Source organism: Sphingobium sp. UBA5915 (genome assembly GCF_002431195.1).
GTDB lineage: Bacteria > Pseudomonadota > Alphaproteobacteria > Sphingomonadales > Sphingomonadaceae > Sphingobium > Sphingobium soli.
Genome location: NZ_DJDV01000085.1, coordinates 1 through 26,474, shown reverse-complemented (window position 1 = coordinate 26,474; position 26,474 = coordinate 1). Strand labels below are relative to the sequence as shown.

The 26,474-nt window shown below is 61.4% G+C and carries 19 protein-coding genes and 2 pseudogenes; 7 read left to right on the top strand and 14 right to left on the bottom strand.

From position 1 onward, the window contains the following. Nucleotides 1–34: 34 nt before the first annotated feature. From B2V90_RS14415 to B2V90_RS14400, 4 genes and pseudogenes are all read right to left on the bottom strand, one after another. Nucleotides 35–244: a hypothetical protein gene (locus B2V90_RS14415; protein ID WP_293921940.1), complete on the bottom strand. Its 210-nt coding sequence runs from the start codon at nucleotides 242–244 to the stop codon at nucleotides 35–37. Between the two features lie 30 nt (nucleotides 245–274). Beyond that, nucleotides 275–457 (bottom strand): annotated as a pseudogene (locus B2V90_RS14410) (redoxin domain-containing protein); the annotation flags it as partial. A gap of 102 nt (nucleotides 458–559) precedes the next feature. Further along, entirely contained in the window at nucleotides 560–1,897 is a 1,338-nt protein-coding gene (locus B2V90_RS14405; RefSeq protein WP_293921912.1) for a bifunctional metallophosphatase/5'-nucleotidase, read from the bottom strand. Between the two features lie 70 nt (nucleotides 1,898–1,967). After that, nucleotides 1,968–3,299: an NAD(P)/FAD-dependent oxidoreductase gene (locus B2V90_RS14400; protein WP_293921910.1), complete on the bottom strand. Its 1,332-nt coding sequence runs from the start codon at nucleotides 3,297–3,299 to the stop codon at nucleotides 1,968–1,970. 245 nt (nucleotides 3,300–3,544) lie between these two features. On the opposite strand from B2V90_RS14400, the gene B2V90_RS14395 reads away from it, so the two are divergent. From B2V90_RS14395 to B2V90_RS14385, 3 genes are read left to right on the top strand one after another with little or no spacing between them, the layout of a single operon-like run. Beyond that, nucleotides 3,545–6,721, top strand: a complete 3,177-nt coding sequence (locus B2V90_RS14395; RefSeq protein WP_293921908.1) for an efflux RND transporter permease subunit — start codon at nucleotides 3,545–3,547, stop codon at nucleotides 6,719–6,721. Further along, nucleotides 6,714–7,886 (top strand): efflux RND transporter periplasmic adaptor subunit, encoded by a 1,173-nt coding sequence (locus tag B2V90_RS14390; RefSeq protein WP_293921906.1) that lies wholly within the window; start codon nucleotides 6,714–6,716, stop codon nucleotides 7,884–7,886. The genes B2V90_RS14395 and B2V90_RS14390 overlap by 8 nt, the downstream gene beginning before the upstream one ends. After that, nucleotides 7,873–9,291 carry an efflux transporter outer membrane subunit gene (locus B2V90_RS14385; RefSeq protein ID WP_293921903.1) on the top strand — a complete coding sequence of 473 codons (1,419 nt, stop codon included), beginning with the start codon at nucleotides 7,873–7,875 and terminating at the stop codon, nucleotides 9,289–9,291. Before B2V90_RS14390 ends, B2V90_RS14385 begins: the two co-directional genes overlap by 14 nt. Nucleotides 9,292–9,307: 16 nt before the next feature. On the opposite strand, the gene B2V90_RS14380 is transcribed toward B2V90_RS14385, so the two are convergent. The 6 genes from B2V90_RS14380 to B2V90_RS14355 form a co-directional block, all read right to left on the bottom strand. Continuing rightward, nucleotides 9,308–9,931 carry a class I SAM-dependent methyltransferase gene (locus B2V90_RS14380; RefSeq protein WP_293921900.1) on the bottom strand — a complete coding sequence of 208 codons (624 nt, stop codon included), beginning with the start codon at nucleotides 9,929–9,931 and terminating at the stop codon, nucleotides 9,308–9,310. Beyond that, complete coding sequence (locus tag B2V90_RS14375) at nucleotides 9,924–11,273, bottom strand: MBL fold metallo-hydrolase (protein WP_293921897.1); 1,350 nt, start codon at nucleotides 11,271–11,273, stop codon at nucleotides 9,924–9,926. The genes B2V90_RS14380 and B2V90_RS14375 overlap by 8 nt, the downstream gene beginning before the upstream one ends. A gap of 44 nt (nucleotides 11,274–11,317) precedes the next feature. After that, a complete protein-coding gene (locus tag B2V90_RS14370) occupies nucleotides 11,318–11,746 on the bottom strand; it encodes a DsrE family protein (RefSeq protein ID WP_293921894.1) in 429 nt (142 codons plus the stop codon). 119 nt (nucleotides 11,747–11,865) lie between these two features. Then, complete coding sequence (locus B2V90_RS14365; RefSeq protein ID WP_293921892.1) at nucleotides 11,866–14,040, bottom strand: protein-disulfide reductase DsbD family protein; 2,175 nt, start codon at nucleotides 14,038–14,040, stop codon at nucleotides 11,866–11,868. Next, entirely contained in the window at nucleotides 14,037–14,717 is a 681-nt protein-coding gene (locus tag B2V90_RS14360; protein WP_293921890.1) for a DsbA family protein, read from the bottom strand. Before B2V90_RS14360 ends, B2V90_RS14365 begins: the two co-directional genes overlap by 4 nt. A gap of 1 nt (nucleotide 14,718) precedes the next feature. Next, a complete protein-coding gene (locus B2V90_RS14355) occupies nucleotides 14,719–15,516 on the bottom strand; it encodes a TlpA family protein disulfide reductase (protein ID WP_293921887.1) in 798 nt (265 codons plus the stop codon). An 85-nt stretch (nucleotides 15,517–15,601) separates the two neighbouring features. On the opposite strand from B2V90_RS14355, the gene B2V90_RS14350 reads away from it, so the two are divergent. The 3 genes from B2V90_RS14350 to B2V90_RS14340 are packed head-to-tail and all read left to right on the top strand — an operon-like array spanning nucleotide 15,602 to nucleotide 18,277. Then, complete coding sequence (locus tag B2V90_RS14350) at nucleotides 15,602–16,255, top strand: winged helix-turn-helix domain-containing protein (protein ID WP_293921884.1); 654 nt, start codon at nucleotides 15,602–15,604, stop codon at nucleotides 16,253–16,255. Then, nucleotides 16,252–17,592 carry an ATP-binding protein gene (locus B2V90_RS14345; RefSeq protein WP_293921881.1) on the top strand — a complete coding sequence of 447 codons (1,341 nt, stop codon included), beginning with the start codon at nucleotides 16,252–16,254 and terminating at the stop codon, nucleotides 17,590–17,592. Before B2V90_RS14350 ends, B2V90_RS14345 begins: the two co-directional genes overlap by 4 nt. Next, the gene (locus B2V90_RS14340; protein WP_293921878.1) at nucleotides 17,579–18,277 is read left to right on the top strand and encodes a DsbA family protein; all 699 of its coding nucleotides are present in this window, start codon (nucleotides 17,579–17,581) and stop codon (nucleotides 18,275–18,277) included. The genes B2V90_RS14345 and B2V90_RS14340 overlap by 14 nt, the downstream gene beginning before the upstream one ends. A 289-nt stretch (nucleotides 18,278–18,566) precedes the next feature. Here the strand turns inward: B2V90_RS14340 and B2V90_RS14335 are convergent. From B2V90_RS14335 to B2V90_RS14320, 4 genes and pseudogenes are all read right to left on the bottom strand, one after another. Continuing rightward, nucleotides 18,567–19,318, bottom strand: a pseudogene (locus B2V90_RS14335) (tyrosine-type recombinase/integrase); the annotation flags it as partial. Nucleotides 19,319–19,590: 272 nt separating this feature from the next. After that, a complete protein-coding gene (locus tag B2V90_RS14330; RefSeq protein ID WP_293921875.1) occupies nucleotides 19,591–20,223 on the bottom strand; it encodes a tyrosine-type recombinase/integrase in 633 nt (210 codons plus the stop codon). Nucleotides 20,224–20,489: 266 nt separating this feature from the next. Beyond that, nucleotides 20,490–21,887, bottom strand: a complete 1,398-nt coding sequence (locus B2V90_RS14325; protein WP_293921873.1) for a glycoside hydrolase family 43 protein — start codon at nucleotides 21,885–21,887, stop codon at nucleotides 20,490–20,492. After that, on the bottom strand, nucleotides 21,887–24,832 hold the full coding sequence (locus B2V90_RS14320; protein WP_293921870.1) for a TIM-barrel domain-containing protein: 2,946 nt from the start codon (nucleotides 24,830–24,832) through the stop codon (nucleotides 21,887–21,889). The genes B2V90_RS14325 and B2V90_RS14320 overlap by 1 nt, the downstream gene beginning before the upstream one ends. A 133-nt stretch (nucleotides 24,833–24,965) precedes the next feature. Here B2V90_RS14320 and B2V90_RS14315 point away from each other — a divergent pair, with 133 nt between their 5' ends. Then, complete coding sequence (locus B2V90_RS14315) at nucleotides 24,966–25,997, top strand: LacI family DNA-binding transcriptional regulator (protein WP_293921867.1); 1,032 nt, start codon at nucleotides 24,966–24,968, stop codon at nucleotides 25,995–25,997. Nucleotides 25,998–26,474 lie beyond the last annotated feature (477 nt).

The window sequence follows — 26,474 nt, the reverse complement described above, 5'->3', positions numbered from 1 at the left end:
CTGCGAGGCTCGAAAGCCTCGCAGCATCGAACTTTCAGTCCACCAATACGGTGCGCAGATAAGGGCGATGCTCGGTCCAGCCCTGGGGAAAGAGGGCGCGCGCCTCGTCATCCTTGATCGAGGGCGGGATGATCACTTCCTTGCCTTTCTGCCAGTCTGCGGGAATCGCGATTCGCTTGGCGTCACCAAGTTGAGGCGCGTCGATCACCCGCAATATCTCGTCGAAGTTGCGTCCCACGCTCATCGGGTAGGTCATTGTCAGACGGATCTTCTTTTTTGGATCGATGATGAAAACCGATCGCACCGCTGCGGTTGCGCTCTGATCGGGGTGGATCATGTCATATATCTTTGCGATCGACAGATCCGCGTCTGCGACAATGGGGAAGGTCAGGTTGGTGTTCTGGGTGTCGTTGACATCCGCAATCCATTTGCGGTGTCGCCAATGTGCAGGGTCATGTCGGGTCCTTTCAGGGTTGCGATAAGAGACACTTACCGCAGAAGGCCGACAGCCGCCATATCAGTATATTGATTTCTGTTATCATGTATATGAATGCAGCTACTATATGAGTTCTGTGCTTGAGCTTTCTGTGCCATCCGCTCCAGGCCATGGTCTCGCAAGCCTCCGACGCAGAGCGTCAATCGCCGAGATAGGCAGTTTGCGCCGGTTAGTACCGAATCTCGATGGAATACCTTGGGCAGTAATGAACGCGGCGGTATAGCGAGCAGATTCCTCAATCGGAGCGCCGTCAATGTAGAGACGGTCGATGCGACGACCCTTATCGTTCTCCGCCTTGAAGACGAGCCGGACGCCGCGCATCCTCTTGATATAGCCGCCCATCTGATCATGGGGATCGGACGCAAAGGTTCGCTCGAGATTTTCCTCTAGCATCTCGCGGATTTCCGAGCCGGTAACGTCAACAATCGAAACAGGCGGGTCCACCGGCACCATGTTCCACAGGTCGTTCATCATGATCGGCCCAGGCGCGATCGGTGCGCCGTAACGCCAGCCATTGGAAAAGGCGATCGGCGTTCCCGCTGCCTCGGCAATCGCTTCGAGCAGCAGGTCGTCCATCGGGCTACTGAGCATCGCATACCGATGCAGGACGACGTCCGTGTGCCCGACGACCTCGCTCATCGACTGCCTTTCGCTTGAGAGTGCCGCGGTGACAGCATCCGCCAAGCCCGGATCGCTCGCGACGCTGTCATCGACGGGTATCAGGCTATGGTGCCAGCCCTGAATGCCATTTTCCAAAACATCCAGATCGAGCCGCCCGACATAGGAGCCATGACAGCCAGACTGGAAGATGATCGCCCCATTGACGACGACGGCGTTTTCCATGCGGTTATGGGTGTGGCCGCTGACGATCACGTCAATTCCAGCCACGTCCTTGGCCAGTTGCACATCCTGCGGAAAACCGAGGTGGGACAGGACCACAATCAGATCGGCATCCTGCCGCAGCCGTTCAATATGGCCGGGCAGTTCGGCATTGCCCGTGACAAAGCGAAGCCCCTTGCTGAAGGACGGCGGCATCGTCTTGTCCACAATCGGGCAGGCGAGGCCGACAATGCCGATCCACACCCCGTTGCGTTCGATGATGGTCGAGGGCGGCAAGAACAGTTCATCATTGTCTTCGCAGAAGATATTCGCGGCGAGCATAGGGTGGGCCAGCTCGCTTGATATCTCGGCCACACGTTCCGGGCCATAGGCGAACTCCCAGTGTAGCGTCATCGCGTCAAAGCCCAGCGCGTTGATCAGTGGCACCATCGCACGTGCCCGATCCTGCACGGCGAAATGGGTGCCGTGGAACGTGTCGCCATTATCGAGCGCTATCACTCCGCCGGGATTTTCCTGCCGTGCCTGATCGAACAGAGTTTTGATTCGCGCCAGTCCACCCATCTGCGCGAACTGGAAATCGCCATGCGCATCGCGCCTCAGTTCGGAATGGGGCTCCACATATCCGTGCAGATCATTGAGTTGCAAAATGGTCAGGTTTGTCATGGCGGCTCAAACCCCTTCCGCGATCAGCGCTGCGGCATCCAGTCCCCATGCGGGCACTTTGCCATCGGCGGCGAAGAACATGTCGCGATATCGCATTTTCAGGAAATAGGGCACGCGGCCCATCTTCCAGAATTTCGCGGTCACCGCCGAACCAACTGTTGGAATGGATCCAGAACGCCTTTCCATCGCCCATATCACCGATGCACAGCACCTCGGGCTTCAGCAATACGTCTGCCTTTTCTGCGTCTACGGTGCCGAAAATCTTCCCAAGTTGGAGGCCGATGATGTCTGATTGCTGATGTCCGATGGCGCCCAATTTGGGCACCGTAACAGCGGCGCAATCGCCACAGGCGAACACTTCGGGGTGGTCAGGGTTGCGCATCAGCAGGTCGGTTTTGATGAACCCTTCGGAATCGCTGACAGGCAGGCCTTTGACAAAGTCGTGCGCTACCCAGTCGGGGAAAATGACCTTCACCTCTGCCGGCAGGGTGCGGCCATCGGCAAACTCGATGGCGTCGGCAGTCAGTCGTATGATGTCCTGCGTGTTGTTCCAGTAATTGAAGCCCATTTCGGTCGCGAGTGTCAGAAGTCGTTTGACCACATCCTCGCCGGCGTCTTCCGCGATCAACTGTGCGGGCGTAAAGACGGTGACGTTTGCCGGACCGCCAAGTTTCCGATCCCTGAGCCAAGCCGCCATCGACATCATGACCTCGACGGGAGGCCCTTCACAGGCGGCAAGAGTCCGGGGGATCGATCCGCCGGGATAGGGTTCAAGACCGTCAGTTCCGTCCCCTTGGTGGAACCTTGCCGATCCGATCGCGATCGGGCCGCCGGCGTAACGGGTGTTGAGATATCGGCGTAGCTTTTCCCCGTGAGACAGGTCGCTGACGGTGTGGCCGTGCTCTGCGAAGCCCTCGATCCGATCATAAGCAAGCCGGGCACCCAGTGCGAATATGATATAATCATAATGTTCGACATGCTCTTCGGCGCCGCCCCGCTCGGCGGGCCGGAAGGTTACACTGCGCTCTGCAACGTCGACGGCAGTGACTTCGCCATGGATGAAATCGATGTCATCCTTTGCCAGGATAGGCACCAGATCCATCCGCTGGTGCAGCGCTGGGTTGCGATCTTCGAACACGTCAGCGGGACTGTTGGGAATGAACAGCAGATAGCTTTTGCGATCGATTACGGTGACGCGCGCCTTGTCCCCCACATATTGTCGCACTTTTTGCGCGCAGGCCAGCCCGGCAAAATTTCCGCCAAGAATCAGAATATGGGGGCGTCCATCATATCTTGGCATAACGATCTCCGTGGCTGTCGCGGGCGACGATACGGAAGCAAAACGAACAGTCGCGCGCGCGTTCGAGTCGGGCAAGATAGCCGTGCAGCTTAAGGCATCCTTACCACTAGTCGATGCGACAGGATTCGCGTTTCGCGGCGGCAAATTCACCGCCCTGGCATAAGCCTGCCTTAAGGTAGCGCCGCTTTTGACCTCCCCGACGGGAGGCTCACAACTATGACCAATTCATCAGGGCGCGGTGAACGATGATCGCGCTGGTGCGCACGGCGCTGACGAAACCGCTGACGTTTATCGTGATGGCCGTAATGATCTTCGGCATTGGGGTATTATCTATTCTGCGGATGCCGGTGGACATTTTCCCGCGCATCGGCGTGCCGGTGATTGCGACGGCATGGACCTATACCGGCTTGTCGCCGCAGGACATGGCCGGGCGCATCGTAACGCCTTATGAACGCGTGCTGACAAATGCGGTCAACGATATCGAGAGGATCGAAAGCCAGTCCTTGAGCGGGGTCGCAGTAGTAAAGATCTATTTCCAGCCGGGCGTCGACATCCGCACCGCTACGGCACAGGTCACATCCATTTCGCAAACCATCCTGCGCCAACTGCCGCCGGGCATCACCCCGCCCATGATCGTCAATTACGACGCTTCGACCGTGCCCATCCTGCAACTGGCCTTATCGGGAAAGGGTTTGAGCGAACAGCAGCTATTCGATCTGGGATTGAACCAGGTCCGTCCGCTATTGGTCACGGTGCCCGGTGTAGCCATGCCATTCCCTTCTGGCGGGAGGCAGCGCCAGATGCAGATCGATGTTGATCCGGCCGCCTTGCAGGCGCGTGGCCTTTCTGCACAAGACGTAGCGAACGCGTTGACCGCGCAGACACAAATCAGCCCGGTCGGCTTCGCAAAGATCGGCGACCTGCAGTATAATGTTCGCTTGAACAACGCCCCGGCATCGGTCGAGCAACTAAACAATCTGCCGGTGAAGGTTGTGGACGGCGCCACCATCCTGATGCGCGACATCGCACAAGTGCGCGACGGGGCTGCGCCGCAGATCAACGTGGTCCATGTGGATGGGCAGCGATCCGCTTTGATGACCGTGCTTAAAAGCGGCAGCGCATCCACACTCGCCATTGTCGACGGGATCAAGCGGCGCCTGCCGCAGGCGCTGGCAGGACTGCCTGATACGCTCAAAGTGACGGCAATAGGTGACCAGTCAGAACTGGTGAAGGCGGCGGTTTCGTCGGTGGTGACCGAAGGCGCGCTCGCTGCGCTGCTGACTTCGCTCATGATCCTGCTGTTCCTTGGATCGTGGCGATCGACAATCATCATCGTCACGGCTATTCCGCTGGCGATCCTGGGTTCCATTGCCGGTCTGGGCGCGGTGGGCCACACGCTGAACCTGATGACGCTGAGCGGGTTGGTGCTGGCCATCGGCATTTTGGTGGACGACGCCACTGTCACTATCGAAAACATGAACTGGCATCTGGAACATGGCAAGGGCGTGGTCGCCGCCATCATGGATGGCGCGGCGCAAATCGTGAAACCTGCGCTGGTAGCGCTGCTGAGCATCTGCATCGTGTTCGTGCCGATGTTCTTTCTGCCCGGCATTGCGGGGTTCCTGTTCGTGCCGCTGGCGCTGGCGGTGATATTCGCCTTGCTCACGTCGTTCGTGCTCGCCCGCACGCTGGTGCCGACCATGGCGATGTTCCTGCTGCGCCCGCATGATGAAGGAACGAAGACCCGCCCGACACGCAATATATTCGTTCGTTTTCAGCGCGGGTTCGATCAGCGCTTCGAACAGATGCGCGCCCGTTACGGCCAGTTGCTGCGTCGCGTGCTGGATGTTCGGCGCGGCTTTGCCATGGTCTTTCTAGGCGTCATGCTTCTGTCACTGGCGCTGGTCCCGCTGCTCGGGCGGGACTTCTTCCCAGCGGCGGATTCCGGTCAGATCGCTCTGCATGTGCGGACGCCTGCGGGAACGCGGATCGAACAGAGTTCTGCCATTTTCGCGCAGGTGCAACGACATGTCCGCAGCGTAATCCCCGATGCGGAAATCGAAACGATGGTCGATAATATCGGCATCTCTCTGGCGGCGCTGAACAATATCTATGCCAATTCCGGCACGGTCGGCTCCAATGAAGGAGATATCCTGATCACTTTGGCAAAGAATCACGGGGATACGAATGAATATGTGCGTGCATTGCGCCGCCAGTTACCGCTCAAATTCCCAGGCGTCGATTTTGCTTTTCTGCCGGCAGACATGACGAGCCAGATTCTCAATTTCGGATCGCCAGCCCCTATCGATATCCAGATCCGCGGGCGCACCATCCCGGAAAATCAGCAATATGCGCAAAAGCTGCTCAAGCGTCTGCGGCAGATCCCGGGACTGGCCGATGCGCGTATTCAGCAATCGACCCGCTATCCTCAGCTGAATGTCGATGTCGACCGCGCACGCATCGCGCAATATGGCCTAAGCCAGCGGGATGTGACGGCCAGCCTCGGCACTTCGCTTGCCGGTACGGCGCAAAGCTCGCCCGTATTCTACCTCAACCCCGAAAATGGCGTGTCCTATCCTGTGGTGGCGCAATTGCCGGAACGGGACGTAGGCTCGGTCGCCGATCTGGCCGCGCTGCCGGTCGCTGGCGGCGTCGATGCTGCATCGCAAACGCTTGGCGGTGTCGCGCGGATCACGCGCGGCAACACACTGTCCGTGGTCAGCAAATATGACATTCAGCCGGTCATCAACATCTATGCCACCACGCAAGGGCGTGATCTGGGTGCCGTTGCGACCGATGTGAACGCCGCCATCGCCGCGCTGGAAAAGGACCTGCCGAAAGCATCCACCGTCACACTGCGCGGCCAATATGAAACGATGAACATAGCCTTCACCGGCCTCGCTTTCGGCCTGATCGCGGGGATCGTGCTGATCTATCTGGTGATCGTGGTGAACTTCCAGAACTGGATCGATCCGCTTGTAATCATCGGCGCGTTGCCCGCCGCATTGGCAGGCATTGCGTGGATGCTGTTCCTGACCGGCACGACCTTGTCCGTACCGGCGCTGATCGGCGCGATCATGGCAATGGGCGTATCCACTGCCAATGCCATCCTCGTCGTCAGTTTCGCGCGCGAAAGGCTGGCGGAAACGGGCAATGCTGCAACCGCCGCACTGGAAGCGGGCATGGTGCGCCTGCGCCCGGTGCTGATGACCGCGCTGGTGATGATCATCGGCATGTCGCCCATGGCGCTCGCCCTCGGCAAAGGGGCGGAACAGAACGCGCCGCTGGGCCGTGCGGTGATCGGCGGTTTGGCGTTCGCCACAATCGCCACGCTGATGCTGGTGCCCGCGCTGTTCGCGCTCGCCCACCGCAAGGGCGTCCCCAAAACCCGCACTATCGGACTGGAACCGAGCCATGTCTGATCCCACCCCGTCACGGACTTCATCGCGAAAGGGCCGCCTTTATGGTGCGGCAGCAGCTATTGTCGTAGCGCTGCTGGTGGGTGGCGGCATCGTCGCCCGCAATGCGGATCATTCCGAGCAGGCGGAATTCGCCCGCGCCAATGCATTCCCGACCGTCAATGTCATGCACCCGCAGCCAGCGGAAGCAAGCGCCATCCGCATGCCTGGCATGCTGGAGCCGGATAACGAGGCCGCCATCCATGCGCGCGCCAGCGGCTATGTGGCGCGGCGACTGGTCGATATTGGCGATCATGTGCGTGCGGGGCAGGTTCTTGCCGTGCTGGATGCGCCGGAGGTGGAACAACAATTGGCACAGGCGCAAGCGGACCTGCGCACGGCAGAAGCCAATCGGGGACTGGCGCAAACTACGGCCGTTCGTTGGGACGCGCTGCGGGCGAAGGACGCGGTATCGCAACAGGAAACCGATGAAAAGAGCGGGCGGCTAGCGGCGGCAACGGCCCTTGCCAGTTCGGCCCGTGCCAATGTCGAACGATTACGCGCCACGCTCGGCTTCACCCGCGTTGTGGCACCTTTTGCAGGCCGGGTGACCAGCCGCAACGCGGAAATAGGCGCCCTGGTGAATGCGGGCAACGGCGCGGCCAGCCCCCTGTTCACCATTGCAGATGACCGCCGACTGCGCCTGCGCGTCCGTGTGCCCCAGGCCTTGTCAGGACAGTTGAAGCGTGGCGTGGTGGCCAGTCTGACCGTACCGGAATATCCGGGCGAGAGTTTCGACGCCGCACTGGTACGCACGGCAGGTGCGGTGGACCGAGCATCGGGCACGGTGCTGGCCGAGTTCGAAGTGAACAATACAGGCCAGCGGCTGAAGCCGGGCGGCTACGCTGAAGTGGCTATCCCGATGGCGGCAGGCACCGCCGTTACGCTGCCCGCCAGCGCGCTGATTGTTACACCGAAGGGAACGATGGTGGGGCTGGTCGATAGCGAAGGGCGCGTGACAATGCGCCCGGTTATGATCGGACGGGACGATGGCGCCAGCGTGCAGATCGCTTCGGGCCTGACGCCGCAGGCCCGCGTGATCGCCACTCCTCCAGAAGCGCTGGCACAAGGGGATCGGGTTCGCATCGTCCGAAACCGAGGGAAAGGTACCGCCGATGCGCAGGATTAACCTCGCCGCGCCCGCCCTGCTGTTGATGGCAGGCTGTTCCATGGCGCCGCCTTTGCATATTCCGGCCACGCCGATGGCCGAAGATTACAAATATGGCGCGCTGTGGCGTAATGCCGCGCCGGCGGACCAGCAACCGCGTGGGCAATGGTGGCGTACCTTCGACGACCCCGTACTGGACGACCTGATCGCGCGGGCGGACGAGGGCAGCCCCAGCCTTGCCGCGGCAGTCGCGCGGTTGGACCGGGCGCACGCCGAAGCGCGCCTTGCCGGTGCGGACCTCGCCCCCACACTGGATGGTCAGATGGCCATTTCGCGCAAACGGCTTTCCGCCGGGCGTCCCATCGGTCCCGGCGTTCCGGTAACGGCGGACCAGTATATTCTGGGCGGTGCGCTGAACTATGAACTCGATCTGTGGGGCCGGGTCCGCGACAGCGTCAGGGCTAGCGAAGCGGACGCGGGAGTCGAAGCGGCCAGTCTCGCCTCCGTCCGCCTCAGCCTTCATGGCGCGCTGGCGGATGCCTATTTCCAGTTGCGTGGGCTTGACCGGGAAGGTGCCCTGCTGCGCCGCACCGTGGACGCTTACGAAGCGTCAGACGCACTGATCCGCATCCGTCATGAAGGCGGCATCGCATCGGGGGTGGATCGCAGCCGATCGCAAACGCAGTTGGCCAATGCGCAGGCGCTGTTCCGGCAGATCGCGGCGCGCCGGGCGACGCTGGAAAATCGCATTGCAACGCTGACTGGCGTGATGCCTGGGCAATTTGCCATCGCCCCCGCCGATACCATTGGGGCTCTGCCCGCCATTGCGCCGGGCCTGCCATCAACCCTGCTCGAACGGCGGCCTGACATTGCCGGGGCGCAGCGGCGGATGATCGCTGCCAATGCCCGCATCGGCGTGGCGAAAGCGGCCCGGTTCCCTCGCATCGATCTGGCTCTGGCCGGTGGTTTTCAGGCCAGTGGTGCGCCCATTGTCAGCGCCCCAACCGGATATTGGGCGCTGGGACCATTGTCGGCGGTGCTCAACCTGTTTGATGGCGGGCGGCAGCGGGCACGGGTTGCCGTCAGCGAGGCGGAATATGACATCCTCGCCGCCAATTACCGCGAAACGGTGCTGAATGCCTTCCAAGAGGTAGAGGATTCGCTGGCCAGCAATGCCGCGCTGGCGGCCGAAGAAGCCGACCGGCGGCGGGCCGCGCAGGCCGCGGCGCGCGGGGAAGAACTGGCGTTGGACCGTTATCGCGATGGCGCGGCGGACTATCTGGAAGTCGTCACTGCGCAAACCGCTGCGCTGGCGGCGCAACAGGCCTTCATCACTGTGCAGACAGCGCGGCAGCGGGCAGCGATCACGCTCGTTCGAGCGCTGGGCGGCGGAGCGCAGAATGGGGCCGCGCCAGCACCCCGCTGATGCAGCCCCGCTGCGATTACTCGGGCCGCCGCGCCACCAGATCGATCAGCGCGGACATGCCGCCATGGCCGCTGCCTTCGCGAATATTTGCATCGTAGCTTTGCAAGGAAACAATATCCCATCCGGCAAAAGCCTCGCGCAGCATGCTTTCGGTATAGAGGTTGTCTTCTGCCTTCGGCCCGCCTGTGCCATATTCCAGCTGTTCCGGGCGATAGCCTTCCAGCAGCAGAATGCCGCCGGGCCGCAAGGTTCTGGCAAACCCGGCAAACATGTTGGCCCGCAACGAGGGATCGGCAAATTGCACGAAGATCGCCACGACCGCATCAAATGCAGCCTCTGGCCAGTCGTAGGCGGCCAGATCGACCTGCTTCAGCGTCAAAGAAACGCCACGCTGTTGCGCCAGCCTGCTCGCCTTCGCCAATCCGGCGGCGGATATGTCTGTCGCGGTCACGTCCAGCCCCTGTTCCGCCAGATGGACCCCGTTGCGCCCCTCGCCATCGGCCACGGCCAGCACCCGCCCGCCTTGCGGCAAACGACCGGCTTCGCGGCGCAAAAATGCATTGGGCTCGGTTCCGAACACATAATCTTCCGAAGCGAAGCGACTGTCCCAGAATGCGGCTGAATCCATACGATCAGTCATGCGCTGCCTTCCATGCGCCCATCGACCCGAGATAGATGTCGAGTTTCTCGAAACCGCGGCTGGCCAGCCACCCTGCGGCGACCGTCGCGCGCATGCCGCTGGCGCACATAAGGGTGTAATGGCGATTCTTGTCCAGTTCCTGCCAACGATCGTTAAGCTGGCCAACATAGATATGGTGCGATCCGTCGATGGCAGATTTGGCCCGTTCGTCTGCATCGCGCACATCCAGCAACGTCCACCCTTCAGCACCACCTAAACGGATTTCGACTTCGTTTGTGTCGATCATGGGTGTCTGCTGCACAGCTACGCCTTTCGCGGCAGCGGGCACCATGCCGACATAGCCACCCACCACATTATCCAGCGCGATCCGCACCAGATGTTCCAGCGCGGCGGCTAGTTGATCTTCATCTGAAGCGATCAGGGCGACGCTTTCCCCTTCGTGGATGAACCAGCCAGCAAAGGCGGAAATCATATCCACGGGAAGGCTCATCGCGCCGGGCAGATGGCCCGAGGCATAGGCCATGGGTTCGCGGATATCGACCAGGTGGTCCGCTTTGCAGTCCCTTGCCTGCGCGAGCGAAAGGCGGCGGGGGCGCATCACGGGCGGCGGCGCACTGCCCCCTTCCACATTCAGCCGTTCCATCAGCCGGAAATAGGGCGGTTGATAGTGGTTCTCGTTCACTTTCAACCGAATGAACTCCTCGCGATCCGTGATCTGGAGGCGCGGATTGTTGAGCCGCTCATGCCCGATGGTGGAGAACTCGCGATCGGCCATGCCTGATCCGCAGACAGAGCCGGCACCGTGCGCCGGATATATGATTGCCTGATCACCGAGCGCCAGCAACTTGCGGAGGGAATCGAACAGCAGCCCGGCCACTTCCTCGCGCCGGTCTGGATAGAAATCGGTGCGCCCGACATCGCCCACGAACAACGCATCCCCCGTGAACACGCCCACTGCCTTGTCTGGATAGGCGGTATCAAACAGCACATCGGCCAGATGGTCATCAGTATGGCCGGGTGTTTCCATCGCCCGAATTTTCAGTTGGCCGATGGCAAAACAATCACCCTCTCGTGCCGTCTTCGCATAGACGACGGGCCGTTCCGGGTTCGGTCCATGGAGCACCTTCGCGCCCGTCATGCCGGCGAGAACCGGCGCGCCAGACACAAGATCTTCGTTGCGATGGGTCTCGAAGATATGAGTGATCTCGAGCCCCGCTGCGCGCGCCTTCTCCAGGTAGATGGCGCAGTCGCGACGCGGATCGATCACTGCCGCCTGTCCGTCCGATCCCACGAGATAGGACAGGTGGGAAAGGCCAGGCGTCTTGATCTTCTCCAGCAGCATAATTCTCTCCTTGTGTTGGTTTTGCGCCTCAACGACGGTTACCGTCAGTCCGAAACGAGGGGCCAGCCTTGGCGTTGCAACAGGACCAGTGTGGTCATCGCGGAAAGGTCGACTGTGACCGCCGGATTGATGTCCTCCCGCGCAATTTTTTGGCCGGCGACCGCCTGGCCGCAGACATGGATCTCAACGCCCGCCTGCACGAGCGCGGCAATAAGCGGCGTGTTGGGGTTCGTGGACTTGAACCGCTGGTGATAGGCTTCGTCCCGCAAGATCAGGGATGTTGCCGGCCCATGGATGATGACCTTTATGTCGCCCGGTTTGGCCGTCACGCCGCTCGACGCGAGCAGATTGAGATAGCGTGCGACCCTGTCGAGACTGCGGTTGACCCCTTTTGGTCCACGTGCCTCGCCGGTGATTTCGAAAAGAGCACGCATATCGTCCGTTGCGGCGGGACGGTTGGCGACCTCCGCCATGGGCGCAATTACGCCATAGTCCGCGACCGCCGGGGGCCTCAGAACTTGAGCGGATGCGGGCACGCAGGCAGCCAATACCGCAGCGCTCCCGAGGAGGCGCAATCTGTTGCAAATGTTCGTCATGTGTTTTCTTCCGACTCATTGGCTAGCCTGATCAGCATCTCGCTGCTCAACATCTGCGGCAACTCCCGAACCGGGCTTTTGGGCGGTGCGAAGAGATAATAGGGGATCGAATTGCGGCCCCGGCTCGCCAGGAAGCGCGTGATTGCTGGATCGCCCTGTGTCCAGTCGGCGACGAGCATCGTCACCCCAGCTTTTGCGAATGCCGCTTGCGTGTCCGCCCGGTCGATCGCCACTTGCTCGTTAACTTGGCAGACGAGGCACCAGTCTGCTGTGAAGTCGACAAATACCGGTACGCCGTGGGCGCGCAACTCAGCGAAGCGCGCTTCGCTGAACACTTGTGGTCCGGTGTCCACCGAAGCCGTCGCGGCGGTCGGGCGTGGCAGTTCTACCGCGACCGCAAATAGCAGCGCCGCGATCACCGGTGCCAGTCCTACCGTAGCAGGGCGCCCCCCGCTTTGCCGCAAACCCACCCACCATAATCCCACCCCAGCCAGCGCGGCGATCAGCAAGCCCATCGCCAGCCCATCGACTCCGCTTTGCCGCCCCAGAACCCAGGCCAGTCCGATCGCGGTCAGCAGCATCGGAATGGCAAGAATGCGGCGGAAGGTTTCCATCCACGCGCCGGGTTTCGGCAGCCAGCGTTGAAGCCGGGGAACGAAGGCGATCAGCAAGAAGGGGAGCGCCATACCAAGACCCAGGCCTGCAAAGACCACCAGCGCAGCGGGCACCGGCAGAACAAGTGCAGCGCCCAGCGCGACGCCCATGAACGGGCCACTACAGGGGGTCGCGCTCAGCGCAGCGAGCGCACCGGTGCCAAATGCGCCGAGACCGCCTTTCTTTGTCAGCCAATTGCCGGAAAGAGAGGGAGCACTCACTTCGAACAGGCCAGCCAGATTGAGCGCGATCGCCAGCGACAAAAGCATCAGCAGCAGGATCATCCTGGGATCCTGAAGCTGGAAAGACCAGCCAATGTCATGGCCCATCGCGCGGGCTCCCACCAATATCGCGCCGAGCGCCGTGGTCGTCGCTACGCTCCCGGCAAAATAGGCAAGTCCTTCCACTTTCGCAGTGTGCCGGTCAGCGCCGGATCGAGCGAGGCTCAGTGCCTTGAGCGACAGGACCGGGAACACGCAAGGCATTAGGTTGAGCAGCAGCCCGCCAAGGATCGCGCCGGCCAGCGCGACCCTGAACGCGCGCGTGTCGGCTGATGCGGCGTGCGTGGAACCCTGCGCCGGAGCGGCCTTCTCCGCGGCGGCGGGGAGATCGACTGCTGCGGAGGCTGGTGCCGACTGTTCTACAGGTACCTCGGCCCTGAGGGGGTCGCGGGCACCGGAAGCCATCAGCGCGAAACTGCGCTTGCCATCGGTGAACACGCCGCGAAAATCTGAAGGCGTTGGCGCATCATTGTCCGATGCGGCGACAGTCACGCGCCATCCGTTCCCCCGGTGCGTGACGTTCTGCGGCGCCGATGCCGCGAACCAGCCATCCTGTGCGGGAAACAGGCGCACAGACGACGCGTCGAGATTGGATTCGCCATCAATGTCGAAGCGCCAGTCTCCACCCTGCCGTCCGACCAACAGTTTAAGCCTGCCTTCAACAGGCAGCGCCGCCTCAGCGGCTTGGAATACCGGCGCCGCAGCTGCATTGTTTATTCCATCGCCCGCTGTCAGTCGCAGATCAAGCGTGGCGCGTTCGGGGACACACATCTTGTCCGAACAGGCAAGCCATGAGAGGTTGGCGCGCAGCGGGATAGCCGTGCCCGGAGCAATATCGCCATCCAGGGTCAGATCCGTCAGGAGCGTGAAAGCGCCTTTGTGAACATAGCTTGCCAGCCCCGCGAGCTTGAGCAGAGCTGGCGCAGGATGGCGCAGTTCTCCGATGGTCACGCCGTCCGGCACGGTCCAGTTCGCCTCCACCGAGAGCCCGCTGTCGCCTGGATTGACCCAATAGCCATGCCAGCCAGTGCGTGGCACCATGCGGATAGCGATGCGCGTTGTCGTGCCGGGCTTTGGCGAACTGGATTCGGCCAGCAACGACGCATCGATATTTGCCGTCCCCTGGGCGGCTAACGGTCCGGGCACGAGACTGAGCAAAGCGGCTACGAACAGGGAAAAAAGCCTTGTCGCAAGGCCCGGTAGTCGACCCATCATCGTCTTGGCCGACGCCTTCATTGTGATGCAGTTCCGTTCGGGTCGCGCCGCGCGAGTGACACCGCCTCACGCAACCCACCCAGATCAACGCCGCCCGGAATCAGATATGGCCCGATCAGCATAGCCGGGGTTCCTTGAAGACCCAGCATCGCGGCGTATCGGCTATTACGATCCAGCACACCGTCGATCTCCGCTTTGTGCGCGGTGAGGTCGGCCTGCAATTTCGCCCAATCCACGCCTGCTTTGTCTGCTGCGGAGCGGATACTTGCGGAACTGAGCTTGCCGGTCGTCTTCATCAGCGCATCGTTGAGCGCGGCATGCTTGCCCTGCCATTTGGAGGCGATGGCCGCCCGCGCGGCCTCGGTGGACGCAGTGCCAAAGACCGGCCAGTCGCGGAAGACCAGTTTCACCGTGGGGTCTTCCTTCACCAGCGCTTCGAGCGACGGGTGCAGCTTGCGGCAAAAGGGACATTGATAGTCGGCGAATACCACGACAGTGACATCATAGCCCTGCGGTGCGATGGTCGGGGCGGCAGAATCGTTCTGAATCTGCGAGCGGATACGCAGAGCGTCTGCGCTGGGCGTGTCGCTCGACGACTGGCGAGCTTGCGCCGGGTCGACCTCACCGCTCCAAAGCGCTACGGCGCCGGCGAGAAGCGAGGCCATTCCGATGCCAGCTACGATCGGGAGTTTCTTCATCTTATTGGGTCCTTTGCAGATCACGCATCCCGGCGGTCAGCGCCGGCCGGGATATCTCGCCGACATGGAGGCCGGCGATTTCGCCCGCCTCGTTGACGAACAGGGTGGTTGGAAGCGCAGCGGATGCGACTGCTTGGCCTAAGCCGCCGCCCGGATCGGTCAGGATTGCTCCGTCGGCGAGGCCCTGCGTGGCCAGAAACGCACGGATCGCCGCAGCGTCCTCACCCTGATTGACGAGCAGGACCGGAACCTCGGAACTCCGCGCCACGTCGATCAGCATCGGCATTTCGCGGCGGCACGGTGGACACCAGGTGGCCCACAGGTTGATAACCATCGGTCGCCCCGGGATGCCCAGTTCGACCGGTCTGCCTTCAAGGCTAGTCACTGTCAGGCGTGGCATCGGCCGTACGTCCGGTGCGATCAGGGCAGCTGCACCGAGATGGAGCAGAACGAGGCCGCCGACCGTGGCGATCAGTGCGAGGCCTGCGGGTTTGCGCCCCAGCATGACCCCGATGACGATCAGCGCTGCCGCAGCGCCTGCCCAGACGGAAAAGCCGCCCTGCCAGATTGCAAGCATGGTCCAGGGTTCGGCGGTGAAGGCATCGAGATTGCCAAAAATGAAGCCGATGCGCGCTGCAAGCAGTGCGGCCAGCAAGGCCGCCCATCCCGTTCGCATTGCCGCACTATCCAGCCGCGCCGCAATCACGCCCGCGATTGCCAGAAACGCCCAGATCGCGGCAACGGCGATCAAGCGGTCTGTCGCCATGGCAAGTGGGCCGATTTGTATGACGCCATCCATTGGGGTTCTCCTCACTACCCTTCCTTAAGGCAGGCTTAGCAATGGGCTTAAGGCAGCGGTAAGGTGAGCAGGGAAAGGAGCAGAGATGCGGATACTGCTTGTCGAGGATGATGACGTGCTGCGCGACGGTATCGTGGCTGGGCTGGGCCTTGAAGGGTTCGAGGTCGATGCGGTCGCCTGTCTTGCCGATGCGCGCGCCGCAATCGGAGATCATGCCGGCGTCGTGCTTGATATTGGCCTGCCAGAGGGGTCCGGTCTCGATCTGCTCGCTGAATGGCGACGGGCTGCCGTCGAGACGCCCGTACTGTTGTTGACAGCGCGCAATATGGTCACGGATCGGGTCGACGGACTTGATCGCGGTGCAGACGATTATCTGGGCAAACCCTTCGACCTTACCGAACTGTCCGCCCGTCTGCGCGCGATCATGCGTCGGGCCAGCGGGCGTTCAAGCGGCGACTTGGAACTGGGTGCGCTGACAATCAGCGAAGCGCGTCGATCGGTGGCCCTGGATGGCGAGGAAATCACCGTCTCTCGCCGGGAGTTTGCGATCCTGCATGCTTTGGCCGAACGCCCGGGACACGTGCTGTCGCGCAGTCAGCTAGAAGATCGCATTTATGGCTGGCAGGAAGAAATCGAAAGCAACGCTGTGGAAGTACATATCCATAAGCTCCGCGCCAAACTCGGTCGGAGCAGCATCGAAACGGTGCGTGGAGAGGGTTACCGGATTACCCGATCATGACCGCGTTGCGGATCCGCCTGTTCGTCCTCGTCCTCGGCGTGACCATGCTGGTCTGGGCGGGGGCGGCTGGCTGGACGAGTTTTTCAACAAGGGCGGAAGTGGAGCGGGTGCTTGATGGTCGGCTGATAGAGGCGGCGCGCATGGTCGCTGCGCTCGACGTTCCCGCCAGCGGGCCGGCGCGGCGACTGGCACCGGCGCCGTATTCCCGGCAGTTGTCTTGCCAGATCTGGTCGCTGGACGGCGCTTTGGTCGGCCAGTCAGCCGGCGCGCCCGATGCGCCATTGGCTGCTGGCGCACCCGGCCTCTCAAGTCGCCAGATCGGGGATGAACAGTGGCGCGTCTATACGCATGTCGACGCAGCGCGCGGCATCAGAGTGATGGTCGGCGACAGTCTGGCGGTCCGCCAGCATCTGGTCAACGATCTGATGTTGGGCTTGCTGCTGCCCGCAGCGGTTGGACTGGTTGCGCTCGCAATGCTGCTTTGGTTTGGCGTCCGGAGCGGTCTTTCACCGCTGGCCCGTATTGCCCGCGCAATCGAGCTGCGTTCGCCGCAAAGCCTTGAACCGCTCGCCGTCGACCCCGTGCCCGAAGAACTGAGGCCGCTGGTGCAGGCAATGGACGATCTGCTCAACCGTCTCGAGGCAGCGCGACGGGCGGAGCGCGACTTCGTGGCCAACGCGGCGCACGAGCTTCAGACGCCGCTGGCTGGACTCAAAACCCAGGCGGAAGTGGCCCGCCGCGCCACTGACCCGGCCATGCGAGATCATGCCCTGGAGCGGATTGCTATCTCGGTGGATCGCACCAGTCGCCTAGTGCGCCAGCTGCTGGAGCTGGCCCGGCAGGAGGGGCGAGAGGCTGAACCGGCCAACCGCTTCGCCCATGTAAATGACGTGGTGAGCGGCGTCGCCAGCGACTATGCGCATCTCGCCGCGGCGAGCGATCGGCCAATCGTCACCTCCTGTACGCTCCGCAATGTCGAACTTGCCATTGATGCCGAAGCCCTGCGCCTGGCGCTGGGCAATCTGGTAGAGAACGCTCTGCAGCATGGGAGCTCCGGCCCGGTGCGGATCGAATGCGCCGCGAACGATGGATTGGAGCTGCGTATCATCGATGGTGGCGCAGGCATCGCGGCGGACGAGGTTGAGCGTGTGCGCCGTCGGTTCGAACGTGGCCCTCGCGCCATGTCGGGCGGCACCGGACTTGGTCTTTCGATCGTAGAGGCAGCAATCGCTCCCGCACAAGGCGTTCTGGAGTTTCGTATGAATGATGCCGGTTTTGCCGCCGTGTTACGCTTTCCATCACATCGTGTCCGGAAATCGAGCAATGGTGCGAACTGACGTTTCGCCCGATCAGGCCGATGTACCCCGGCGCAAGGCATTTAGCCGCCGCGACTTTGCCGTTTTAACCGGACTTGCCGGAGTGGGGTGGCTCGGCAGCCGGATACTTCGCGAAAACGCGCCATTAGCTCGTGACATGTCATCAAACGGCAGAGCGCTAACCACCGCTGCCCAGCGAACGAGCCGTGCGGCGGGGAATCCAGAAGGCTCAGTGACCATCGTTGCGTTCAATGATTTCCTCTGTCCGATCTGCAAGGTGACCGCGCACGTTCTTGCAGCCGCCGTGAAGCATGACGGTGATGTGCGAATTGAGTATCGCGATCTCGCTTTCTTCGGGCCGATGGCGGAGCGCGCCGCCCTGGTCGGCCTCGCAATGGACCGACAGGGTCTTTATTCCGCCTATCACGACCGCACGATGGCAATGCACAAGCCGCTGAGCGAGGCAGTGCTGCGCGATATCGCCAACGATGTCGGGGCCGATAGGGAACAGGCCGCGGATGACCTGAAACATGAGCGCAAGGCATTTATGAGCCGCTTGCAACAGGACGCCAATCTTGCCTTTGGTCTTGGTATCCGCGGCACGCCGGCTTTCCTCGTCGAAAACCTTCTTGCCATCGGCCGTCTGACTGAGAGTGAATTTCTAAGTATCTTTGCCAAGGCTCGGGAAATGGCTCGCGACCTTTAAAGCCGATAATCGAACGTTGCACATAAGGTCGATACTGGCTTCCCGCTCACATTCGGTCATTCGCGACCGAAAAAACGATGCTCGAAAGCTGCCTTAAGTTCATCTTCGACAGTGGTGCAAGCCAAGGACTTCCAAGCGACCACAATAGCAGGCCGTGACGTTTTGACGCGAGGGTCCGCGGTCGCTACCGCTGCCACATGATTGCGCTGCTCTCCCCCGCCAAGACGCTCGACTTCGAGCGCGCGCTGCCGCCGCTTGCTGTCTCTCCTGAGCGCCTGCCTTAGCAGGCAGTCGAAGGGCTGTGGCGCAGCGTGTGCGGACCGACGCGCTTGGTGATCCCGCCGCATGGGCTGCCTCGGCGGCGATGCGGTGGACCTGCCGGTAGCAGATGGGCTTGAGGCAATGCTGACCCGGGAACAGTCAGCCACCGGGATGCATCACACCCTCCCGGCGACCGATCTTCCACCACTTACGCAGGAGAAGGAGCAGATCGCCCGCCAGCATGGCATTGCGGTGTCGACCACCCTTGCCGCACTTCACCCGGAGCAGCATCCGCTCGCTGTCGATATCGCGCACTTCTTTGAGCTTGGTGACCTCCGAAGCGCGCAGGCCCGCGCCATAAGCCACCGACAGGATCGCCTGGTGCTTGATGCTGGCCGTTGCGTCCAGCATCCGGGCAACCTCCTCGCGGCTGAGCACCGTCGGCAATGCGCGAGGATGCTTCACCCGATAGAGCTTGCGGGTCAGATCGGCACGGTCGAGCGTGCGCGTGTAGAAGAAGCGCAGCGCCGACACGACCGCGTTCATCGCCGGCGCGCCATGGCCGGTCTGGCTCTGCTTGATCTGGTATCGGCGCAGATCCTCATCGGTCGCGGTGTCCGGCGGTCGGCCCAGCCAGCTTGCGAACCGCGCCACGTCACGCAGATAGTTGCGCTGGGTGGCCCGCGACAGGCGATGCAGGTTCATGTCCTCGATCAGCCGCTGGCGCAGCGTCGTGACAGGATCATCGGAATGGGTGTTGGTCACTGGTCGACTCCTCATCACTGAAAGGAGTCTTGAGGGTCTGCCTATGAAAAGCAGCGCTCAACCAATGGAGCGCGTCCGGGTGAACTGCGCAACTTCAACGTCAGGCGCCACTTCCGCGCCAGCGGGTTCGTACTTGTCCACCAGCCCGGACCTTGGGGAAACGGATTAAGCGGGACCACGAATGGCCGGTGGCGGCGTAACCGGACGTTCGCAGTCGCGGCGCCGACCGGCAGGAATGTCCCATGCGCCGCAAGGTTGGCCCCTCGCCGGAGCGAGGAGCCAACAGATCAAATCTCGGTGTTCTCGGCAAGGGCAAGTGCATCTTCCACATCGATCCCGAGATAGCGGACCGTGTTCTCGATCTTGCTATGGCCAAGGAGGATTTGGACCGCACGTAAGTTGCCAGTCGCCCTGTAGATGATCGATGCCTTCGTTCGGCGGAGCGAGTGTGTGCCATATTCACTTCGCATTAGACCGACCCCTGTCACCCATTCATCGACAAGCCGGGCGTACTGGCGGGTGCTGAGATGGCCATCATGATCGACCCGGCTAGGGAAGACGTAGTCATCCACCGTGCCGCCCCGCCGTTCGAGCCAAGTCAGCAGGCTGGCGCGAGCGTCTGGAAGCAGCTCGAACTGAACCGGTCGGCCCGTTTTCTGCTGCATGACAATAGCCCGCGTTCGAACTTGCCCGCCGCTGACAAGGTCGCCGATCTTCATCTGCACCAAGTCGCAGCCTCGAAGGTTGCTGTCGATCGCCAGGTCGAATAGCGCCCGATCTCGCACGCGGCGGTGCTGATTGAGGTAGAACCGGATCTCCCATATCTGCTTCGGTTTCAGCGCACGCTTCGCGCCGACGGTTCTTCCGGCATTCCAGACTTGACGCTTGGTGGCGGTGGGTGCGGTTTCAAACATCTCCATGATCGTTCTCCAATGGCCAGAGCGGCCATCGAAGAAACGCTTCGGGTATGACGATCTGGTATTCTCCGGGCCTATCCCGACCAATTCAAGACATTCGTTGTGTAGATGCGAGCGTCGGCTTTCGTAGAAACCCGCCATTGGGTCGCGCAAACCAGCCGTCCGGCTTTGCGCTTTACGAGCGGTCGTTCGGCGAAGGGTTGGCGATCCTGAAAGCTGCCCCTTGCACTCTTAGCAAGGTACGCTGCCTCCGCTAAGGCGGCGGAGGGTTATCTTGCGAAGCGCCAGTGATCGAAATCGAACTGCGGGTGATCGCCCGGACCCCTGAAGATGAAATAGAGATCACGGGTGCCGATCGCGTTTTTGACGGGCGTTGCACGTTCCTGCCACTGGCCACCAACATCGGCGTTGCCGACGTGAAGCGTTCCGATCACCGGGCCGTCGATGCGATCCAGGCGCAGTTCCATGACCGAGCCGGGCGCGCCGTTCGCAACGGTTGCGAAAAAGCGACTTGCCCCGGCTGAGCCGAAGTCCACCCCTGCAACCTTGACGAAGGTGCGGTCGAGCGTGCGAGTGACGTAGATGCTGTGTTGCGGATCGCCTGCAGTCGTGACCCCAGGCACCCAAGCATATACTCGATCGCGATTGCGCTTGATCCGGGATGTCCACGCGATCGTTTCCGCCTCAACTCTCTTATAGGGGTTGAGCGGCTCCAGTTGAGGCGCGCTGGTCACATCCCACCAGTGCAGGTTAGGAATGGTGCCGTCCGCATTGTAGCTGAACTTGGCCACATTCACGGATCGCCGTTCATGATGGATCGGCGTTACCGCAAAGTTCAGTTCATAGTGGAAGCCGAACAAATAAGAACCACCCTTGTAGTCGATGATGCCGGGATGATTGCCGGTGGCGCGCGCATCATGATCCATGATGGGACCCTTGTAGGTCCAAGGCCCGGTCGGCTTGTCACTCATCGCATAGCCGATCCCTTCGGAGCAGCAGGTCGATGCGAAGGCCATATAATAGCGATTGTCGCGCTTGAAGAACCACGGCCCCTCCTGATAATCGAGGATGCGATCAACCTTGGTGATCGGTCCGGAATAGGAGATCATGTCCTTGTTGAGCCTGACATACCAGAGGTCGGGGTTGCCCCAGTAGAGATAGGCCTGACCGTCATCATCGATCCAGACCGTGGGATCGATGAAGCCATCTTGAGCGGCGATCAGCGGTTTGCCAAGCACATCGACGAACGGCCCTTCCGGTTTGTCTGCGACGGCCACCCCGATGACGTTCTTCGGCGATCCCGCCACGCTAATCGGGGCATAGAGGTAGAATTTCCCACCACGCTCGACCACCTGTGGCGCCCACGCATCGTTTGTTTGGACCGCCCACTGGAAGGTCTTGAGCGATGCGACCGTTCCGCGGTCTGTCCAGTTGACCATGTCGGTCGAACTGTAGAGCAGCCAGTCTCGCATCTCGAAGCCGTTGGCATCGTCCTCGTCATGGCTGGTGTAGAGATAGACGACGCCATCATGCACCAGTGGGGCCGGATCGGCGGTGAAGCGGGTCTGGATGATGGGCGGGCCAGGCTGAGCAATGGCCGGCAGAGTGATGGCGATACCGGAAAGCGCGGGAAGGCCCACCTGCAACAAGTGAAGTAACCGTCTCATCAGAACTGCACCTTTGTCGCCTTGCCAGTGTAGGAAATCACCTTGGTTGCCGGCAGCACGTCCATGCCGCCTTTGCCGATGTCGGTCATGAGCACGAGCTTGAGGTCGCGGCGGGGCGTCATCCCTGGGAAACTGCCCTTGCGCGCACCCACGCTCAGTGTCTTCGTCGCATCGTTCCATGCTAGATCATATGTGGCGCGAGCGCCCTTTTCATAGGCGTAGGTTTCGTTGTCATCCTCGTAGAGGGTGAAGCGCGCGTCCGCCCCGGGGTAGATGCGTACCTCATAGGCTGCGCCCGGGTCCTGCGTCGCATATTGGACTTCGGGACCCATCGGCAGGATCGATCCTGCCCGCACATAAAGCGGGACCAGATCCAGCGGCGTTTGGCGCATTACGCGGCGACCGCCTTCGAACCGTTCGTTGGTCCAGAAGTCATACCATCCTGCGCCTGCTGGCAGATAGGTTTCCACGCTCTCGTCCAGCGCCGGCTTGGGTCCATTGATCGCCTGCCGCTCGCCAGGGCGACGCCAGGCGAGGCGCAGCACGCGATTGCCGTCGACCTGATAATAGTCGATCCCGACCTTTACCGCCTCGCCCTTGCGCAGCGAGGTCGTGGTGCCCTTATAGCGTGCGGAACCTGCCGCCCAATCCTCGACCACCGTCTTACCGTCCAACCTCAGGCGGAAGCCGTCATTGCCCTCCAGCCCTATCTCATATTCGCCGTCCTCGGGCGCGGTGATCGTCCCTTCCCATTTCGCTGAGAAATGCTGGAGGTTTGCGAGGCCCGCCGGAATCTCCGCCAGCGGCGGGTCGGGCCAGGTGTGATCGACCTTCAGGTCAGTGAAACGGCTCCTGGGCCTCTCGAAATTCTCCCCCTCGAAATATTGCCCGGCAAGCCCCGGCTCGCCTTCGGGGGTGCGCAGAAACTCCGAAGGGATGGTCGCCGCGGGCGGCGGCAGGATGTGGTACATCGCGCGCGTCACCGGATGGACCAGGATCGCGGGGCCAAACATGAAGCTGTCGTCGATCCTGTCGGTCGCGCGGTCGTCGGGGAAATCCATCATCAACGGCCGCATCAGCGTATAGCTGTCCGACGTCACCTTGGCGCTCAGGCTGTAGATATAGGGCAGCAGGCGGTAGCGCAGCTGTGTGGACTTCAGCAGCGAGGCATAGACGACCGGGTCCGTCGCCTTGAACAGATAGGGTTCGCGCTCGACGTTGGTGCCATGAATCCGCATGATCGGATTGAAGGCCGAAAATTGCAGCCAGCGGGCATAAAGCTCGCGCCAGGCGGGGTTCTTCTCCCCGCCGGGAAAATCCGCGACGAAGAAGCCGCCCGTATCCTGCGTCCAATAGGGGTTGCCGGTCACCGTCACGTTGACCCCGTCCGCCACCTGCTGCTTCAGGGTCTTCCAACTGGAATAGATGTCGCCGCTCCAAGACGCTGCCGCGGTCCGCTGCGCCCCTGCCCAGCCCGATCGGGTCAGCGTGAACACGCGCTTGTCGCTAGTCGCACGCTGCCCGTCATAGGTGCCCTGCGTGGTGAGCAGCGAATAGGGGTTGAGATATCGGGTGAAGTCGCCCAGCGCGTTTTTGCCCAGCGCCTTGGTGTCGCGAATATTGTCCTGCGCATTCCACATCGCGCTCGACACCTCAATCTCGGTGCCGTCCATCCATAGCGCGTCGACGCCCTTGTCCAGCAATCCTGACTTGATGTGCCTGAAATAGATTTGCCGGCCCAACGGGCTGTACGCGTCGTAGACGCGCGCATGTTTCGAAATCCAGTGCAACGGCTCGAAGCGCAGGCCGTGGCCGTCGAGTTCCTTTGCCAGCGCCGTATCATTGCCGATCGATGGCCAGATCGACACCATCAGCTTCATGTGCATATCGTGCACGTCACGCGCCATGCTGGCGGGATCAGGATAGCGCGTCGGATCCCAGGTCATCCCGCTCCAGCTGCCGTCCTTGTCCGACCCCCAATATTGCCAGTCCTGCACGATATAATCGAGCGGGAAGCCGTCCTTGCGAAAGTTCCGCGCGACGTCGATTAGTTGTGCCTGGGTCTTGTACCGCTCCTTGCTCATGAACAGGCCGAATGCCTGCTTGGGGTACATGGGTGCCTGGCCGGTCAGATCGCGATAGGCCCCGACGACCGCATCTGGGGTCTCGCCGGCCATAAAATAATAGTCCACGCCGCCCGGCGCGCTTTCGGCCCACATCGATGCGCCGTTGGCATCGTCCTTGAACCGCATTTGGGAATAGCTGTCCCAAAGCACCCCATAGCGGCGCGAGGACATCAGCATCGGGATGACGATGCCGACATTGGTCTGCACGAGTAGCAATTCCTTGCCGCGGCGGTTGCTCGTGTCGGTGCCGTGGAAACCCAGGCCATAGATCGCCTCGTCCGGCCGAAGCGTGAAGCTGTTGCTCGCCTCCAGCGTCGGCGCGCCGGATATGGTTCGCTTCGCCAGCGTCTGCGGCGCGGCGGCATTCTCCTGCGTGTAAAGCTTGCCCGACGCGTCGTAGAAGCGCAGCGCGCCGTTCGCCTTGCTTACCTCGAGACGCAGTTTCGCGCTCCTGATCGTCAGCGTGTCGGCGTTTTCCGAAATGGTGAAAGCCACGGCCTGCGGCTTGGCGATCACCGCCAAGCTAGGCGCGGTCCAATAGTTTTCGCCCAGATTGGCATTCACGCGAAGCGTAGCGGGACCATAGAAAATCAGATTTTTGGTGATGGCGCCGACACGGATTTGCACGCCTTGAGCGAGGCGCGTGAAGGCGAAGCCGCTCTCAGGGCCGGACAGCACGCTTTGCAGGTGACCCCGCGTATCCAGCCCCGTGTCAGCAGCGGGCGCAGCCTGCAAGCCATCAAAAGCTAGCAAGGGAGTAATAACCGATCCGATGAGCAACAACGCCGCCCTCAGCCTGCCTCGATATTTGACCCGCATGCCATCTCCCTGCCGTCGTCGCTCGCAACCGCTACTCGCCGTTGCTCCGTAAACGTTTACGGATGAAGCTCGTGAGATCAATCTGCTTTTTGCGCTTGCATTTTGCGCCGCTCATCTTGCCAGATCGAAACTCATGAATATCCGCGGCCTCGCTCAGCACCTGAACCTGTCCATCGGCACAGTGTCTCGCGCGCTTAACGACGCGTCCGATGTCAGCACCGCGACCCGTCGCCGGGTGATTGAGGCGGCGGCGCGGCTTGGCTACACTCCAAACCAGTCAGGCCGGTCGCTACGGCGAGGAAAGACCGGAGCCGTCGCCTTTATCCTGCCCGTCACCGCTGAGAGCGGCGCTTATGGCGACCCCTTTTTCCTATCGCTGATGGGTGGGCTTCAACGTCATCTCGAACGTGCCAGCTATGAGTTGATTGTGCTGCCGGTCCGCCACGATCAGAACGAACTGGAGCATCTGCGCCGCAGCCTTGGGCGGGGTATTGCCGATGCTTGGCTACTTGCCGAGATTAAGCGACATGACGAGCGAGTCGAACTTCTCGCGGCTCGCCAGCTTCCTTTCGTCGCCTTTGGCCGAACTGGCAATCCCAGCGGCTATCCTTGGCTCGATCTTGATTTTCAGCAGCTGATCAGTAACGCCGTCAGCCGCCTGATCGGCCAAGGGCACCGTCGCATCGCTCTGATCACCCCCGGGCTCGATGTAAATTTCAGCAGCATCGTCATAGACACATATCGTGAGGTTTTGGAGGCGGCCCAACTGACACCTGACGAGCAACTTATCTACGTTGGCGATATCGATCCCGTGGCTTGTGCCGCTGCGACGGATGCCTTCCTGGACTTGGATGATCCACCAACGGCCGCCTTCGCAATGAGCGAGAACGGTCCAGTTGGCATCTATGCCGCGCTTCGCGGTCGGGGCCTTCAGCCTGGTATGGATTTCGCCGTTATCGGATCGCGAGACACGCCAGCATGTATGGGGCTCGATCCGCCACTCACCTGCTTCTCATTGGATCTCCATGCACTGGGAGAGAAACTCGGGTCCATGCTGATCGACGTCATCACCGCAGATGGAGTACCGGGCTGCAAATCGGGTCTGTTGTGGCCATTCCGCTTGCGAGAAGGCGAGAGCGACTTTGCAGATCCCTCCGAACAGTAGGGACGTACGCTTCCCCCTCATACAAGCAATATGGCCCGCGGCTGCAACGCGTTCCAATTTTAGCCATGGGGGGAGCATCGATCGTAGTCGTAGAATTATTCAATCACTAACCGCAGTCGGGCTGCCGCAATTTGGTGGGAAGCTGAAATCCCACCCTATCAATTTAGTTGGGGAAACGAAGGCCTAGCGGGCACTCATCTGGCAGGACGGCAATGGCATGAACAACGTAAAAATGCTCCACGAAAAGCGTGAGACCAAATTTATCGCTTCAACTGTCGCTCGCGCCACCGGGCGGCGCAGTTGCAACCGTGGAGGCAAGTGACCTTGAAAACTTCAGTAATGGGGCGGCATGGCTTTCCAGCCCGCCTCGGAGGTTGACGTTGAACCGCACTGCGGCCACCTCAATCGCTATGCATGGGAGATGATCATGGCCGACCATATACTGGTGTTCTACGGTTTGAAGCGTCCCGGGTTTTC

Bases quoted from the DNA above. Each gene is read 5' to 3' on its own strand.
- B2V90_RS14415 (WP_293921940.1), bottom strand. From the start codon at position 244: ATGAGCGTGGGACGCAACTTCGACGAGATATTGCGGGTGATCGACGCG.
- B2V90_RS14405 (WP_293921912.1), bottom strand. From the start codon at position 1,897: ATGGGTGGACTGGCGCGAATCAAAACTCTGTTCGATCAGGCACGGCAG.
- B2V90_RS14400 (WP_293921910.1), bottom strand. From the start codon at position 3,299: ATGCCAAGATATGATGGACGCCCCCATATTCTGATTCTTGGCGGAAAT.
- B2V90_RS14395 (WP_293921908.1), top strand. From the start codon at position 3,545: ATGATCGCGCTGGTGCGCACGGCGCTGACGAAACCGCTGACGTTTATC.
- B2V90_RS14390 (WP_293921906.1), top strand. From the start codon at position 6,714: ATGTCTGATCCCACCCCGTCACGGACTTCATCGCGAAAGGGCCGCCTT.
- B2V90_RS14385 (WP_293921903.1), top strand. From the start codon at position 7,873: ATGCGCAGGATTAACCTCGCCGCGCCCGCCCTGCTGTTGATGGCAGGC.
- B2V90_RS14380 (WP_293921900.1), bottom strand. From the start codon at position 9,931: ATGACTGATCGTATGGATTCAGCCGCATTCTGGGACAGTCGCTTCGCT.
- B2V90_RS14375 (WP_293921897.1), bottom strand. From the start codon at position 11,273: ATGCTGCTGGAGAAGATCAAGACGCCTGGCCTTTCCCACCTGTCCTAT.
- B2V90_RS14370 (WP_293921894.1), bottom strand. From the start codon at position 11,746: ATGGCGGAGGTCGCCAACCGTCCCGCCGCAACGGACGATATGCGTGCT.
- B2V90_RS14365 (WP_293921892.1), bottom strand. From the start codon at position 14,040: ATGAAGGCGTCGGCCAAGACGATGATGGGTCGACTACCGGGCCTTGCG.
- B2V90_RS14360 (WP_293921890.1), bottom strand. From the start codon at position 14,717: ATGAAGAAACTCCCGATCGTAGCTGGCATCGGAATGGCCTCGCTTCTC.
- B2V90_RS14355 (WP_293921887.1), bottom strand. From the start codon at position 15,516: ATGGATGGCGTCATACAAATCGGCCCACTTGCCATGGCGACAGACCGC.
- B2V90_RS14350 (WP_293921884.1), top strand. From the start codon at position 15,602: ATGCGGATACTGCTTGTCGAGGATGATGACGTGCTGCGCGACGGTATC.
- B2V90_RS14345 (WP_293921881.1), top strand. From the start codon at position 16,252: ATGACCGCGTTGCGGATCCGCCTGTTCGTCCTCGTCCTCGGCGTGACC.
- B2V90_RS14340 (WP_293921878.1), top strand. From the start codon at position 17,579: ATGGTGCGAACTGACGTTTCGCCCGATCAGGCCGATGTACCCCGGCGC.
- B2V90_RS14330 (WP_293921875.1), bottom strand. From the start codon at position 20,223: ATGGAGATGTTTGAAACCGCACCCACCGCCACCAAGCGTCAAGTCTGG.
- B2V90_RS14325 (WP_293921873.1), bottom strand. From the start codon at position 21,887: ATGAGACGGTTACTTCACTTGTTGCAGGTGGGCCTTCCCGCGCTTTCC.
- B2V90_RS14320 (WP_293921870.1), bottom strand. From the start codon at position 24,832: ATGCGGGTCAAATATCGAGGCAGGCTGAGGGCGGCGTTGTTGCTCATC.
- B2V90_RS14315 (WP_293921867.1), top strand. From the start codon at position 24,966: ATGAATATCCGCGGCCTCGCTCAGCACCTGAACCTGTCCATCGGCACA.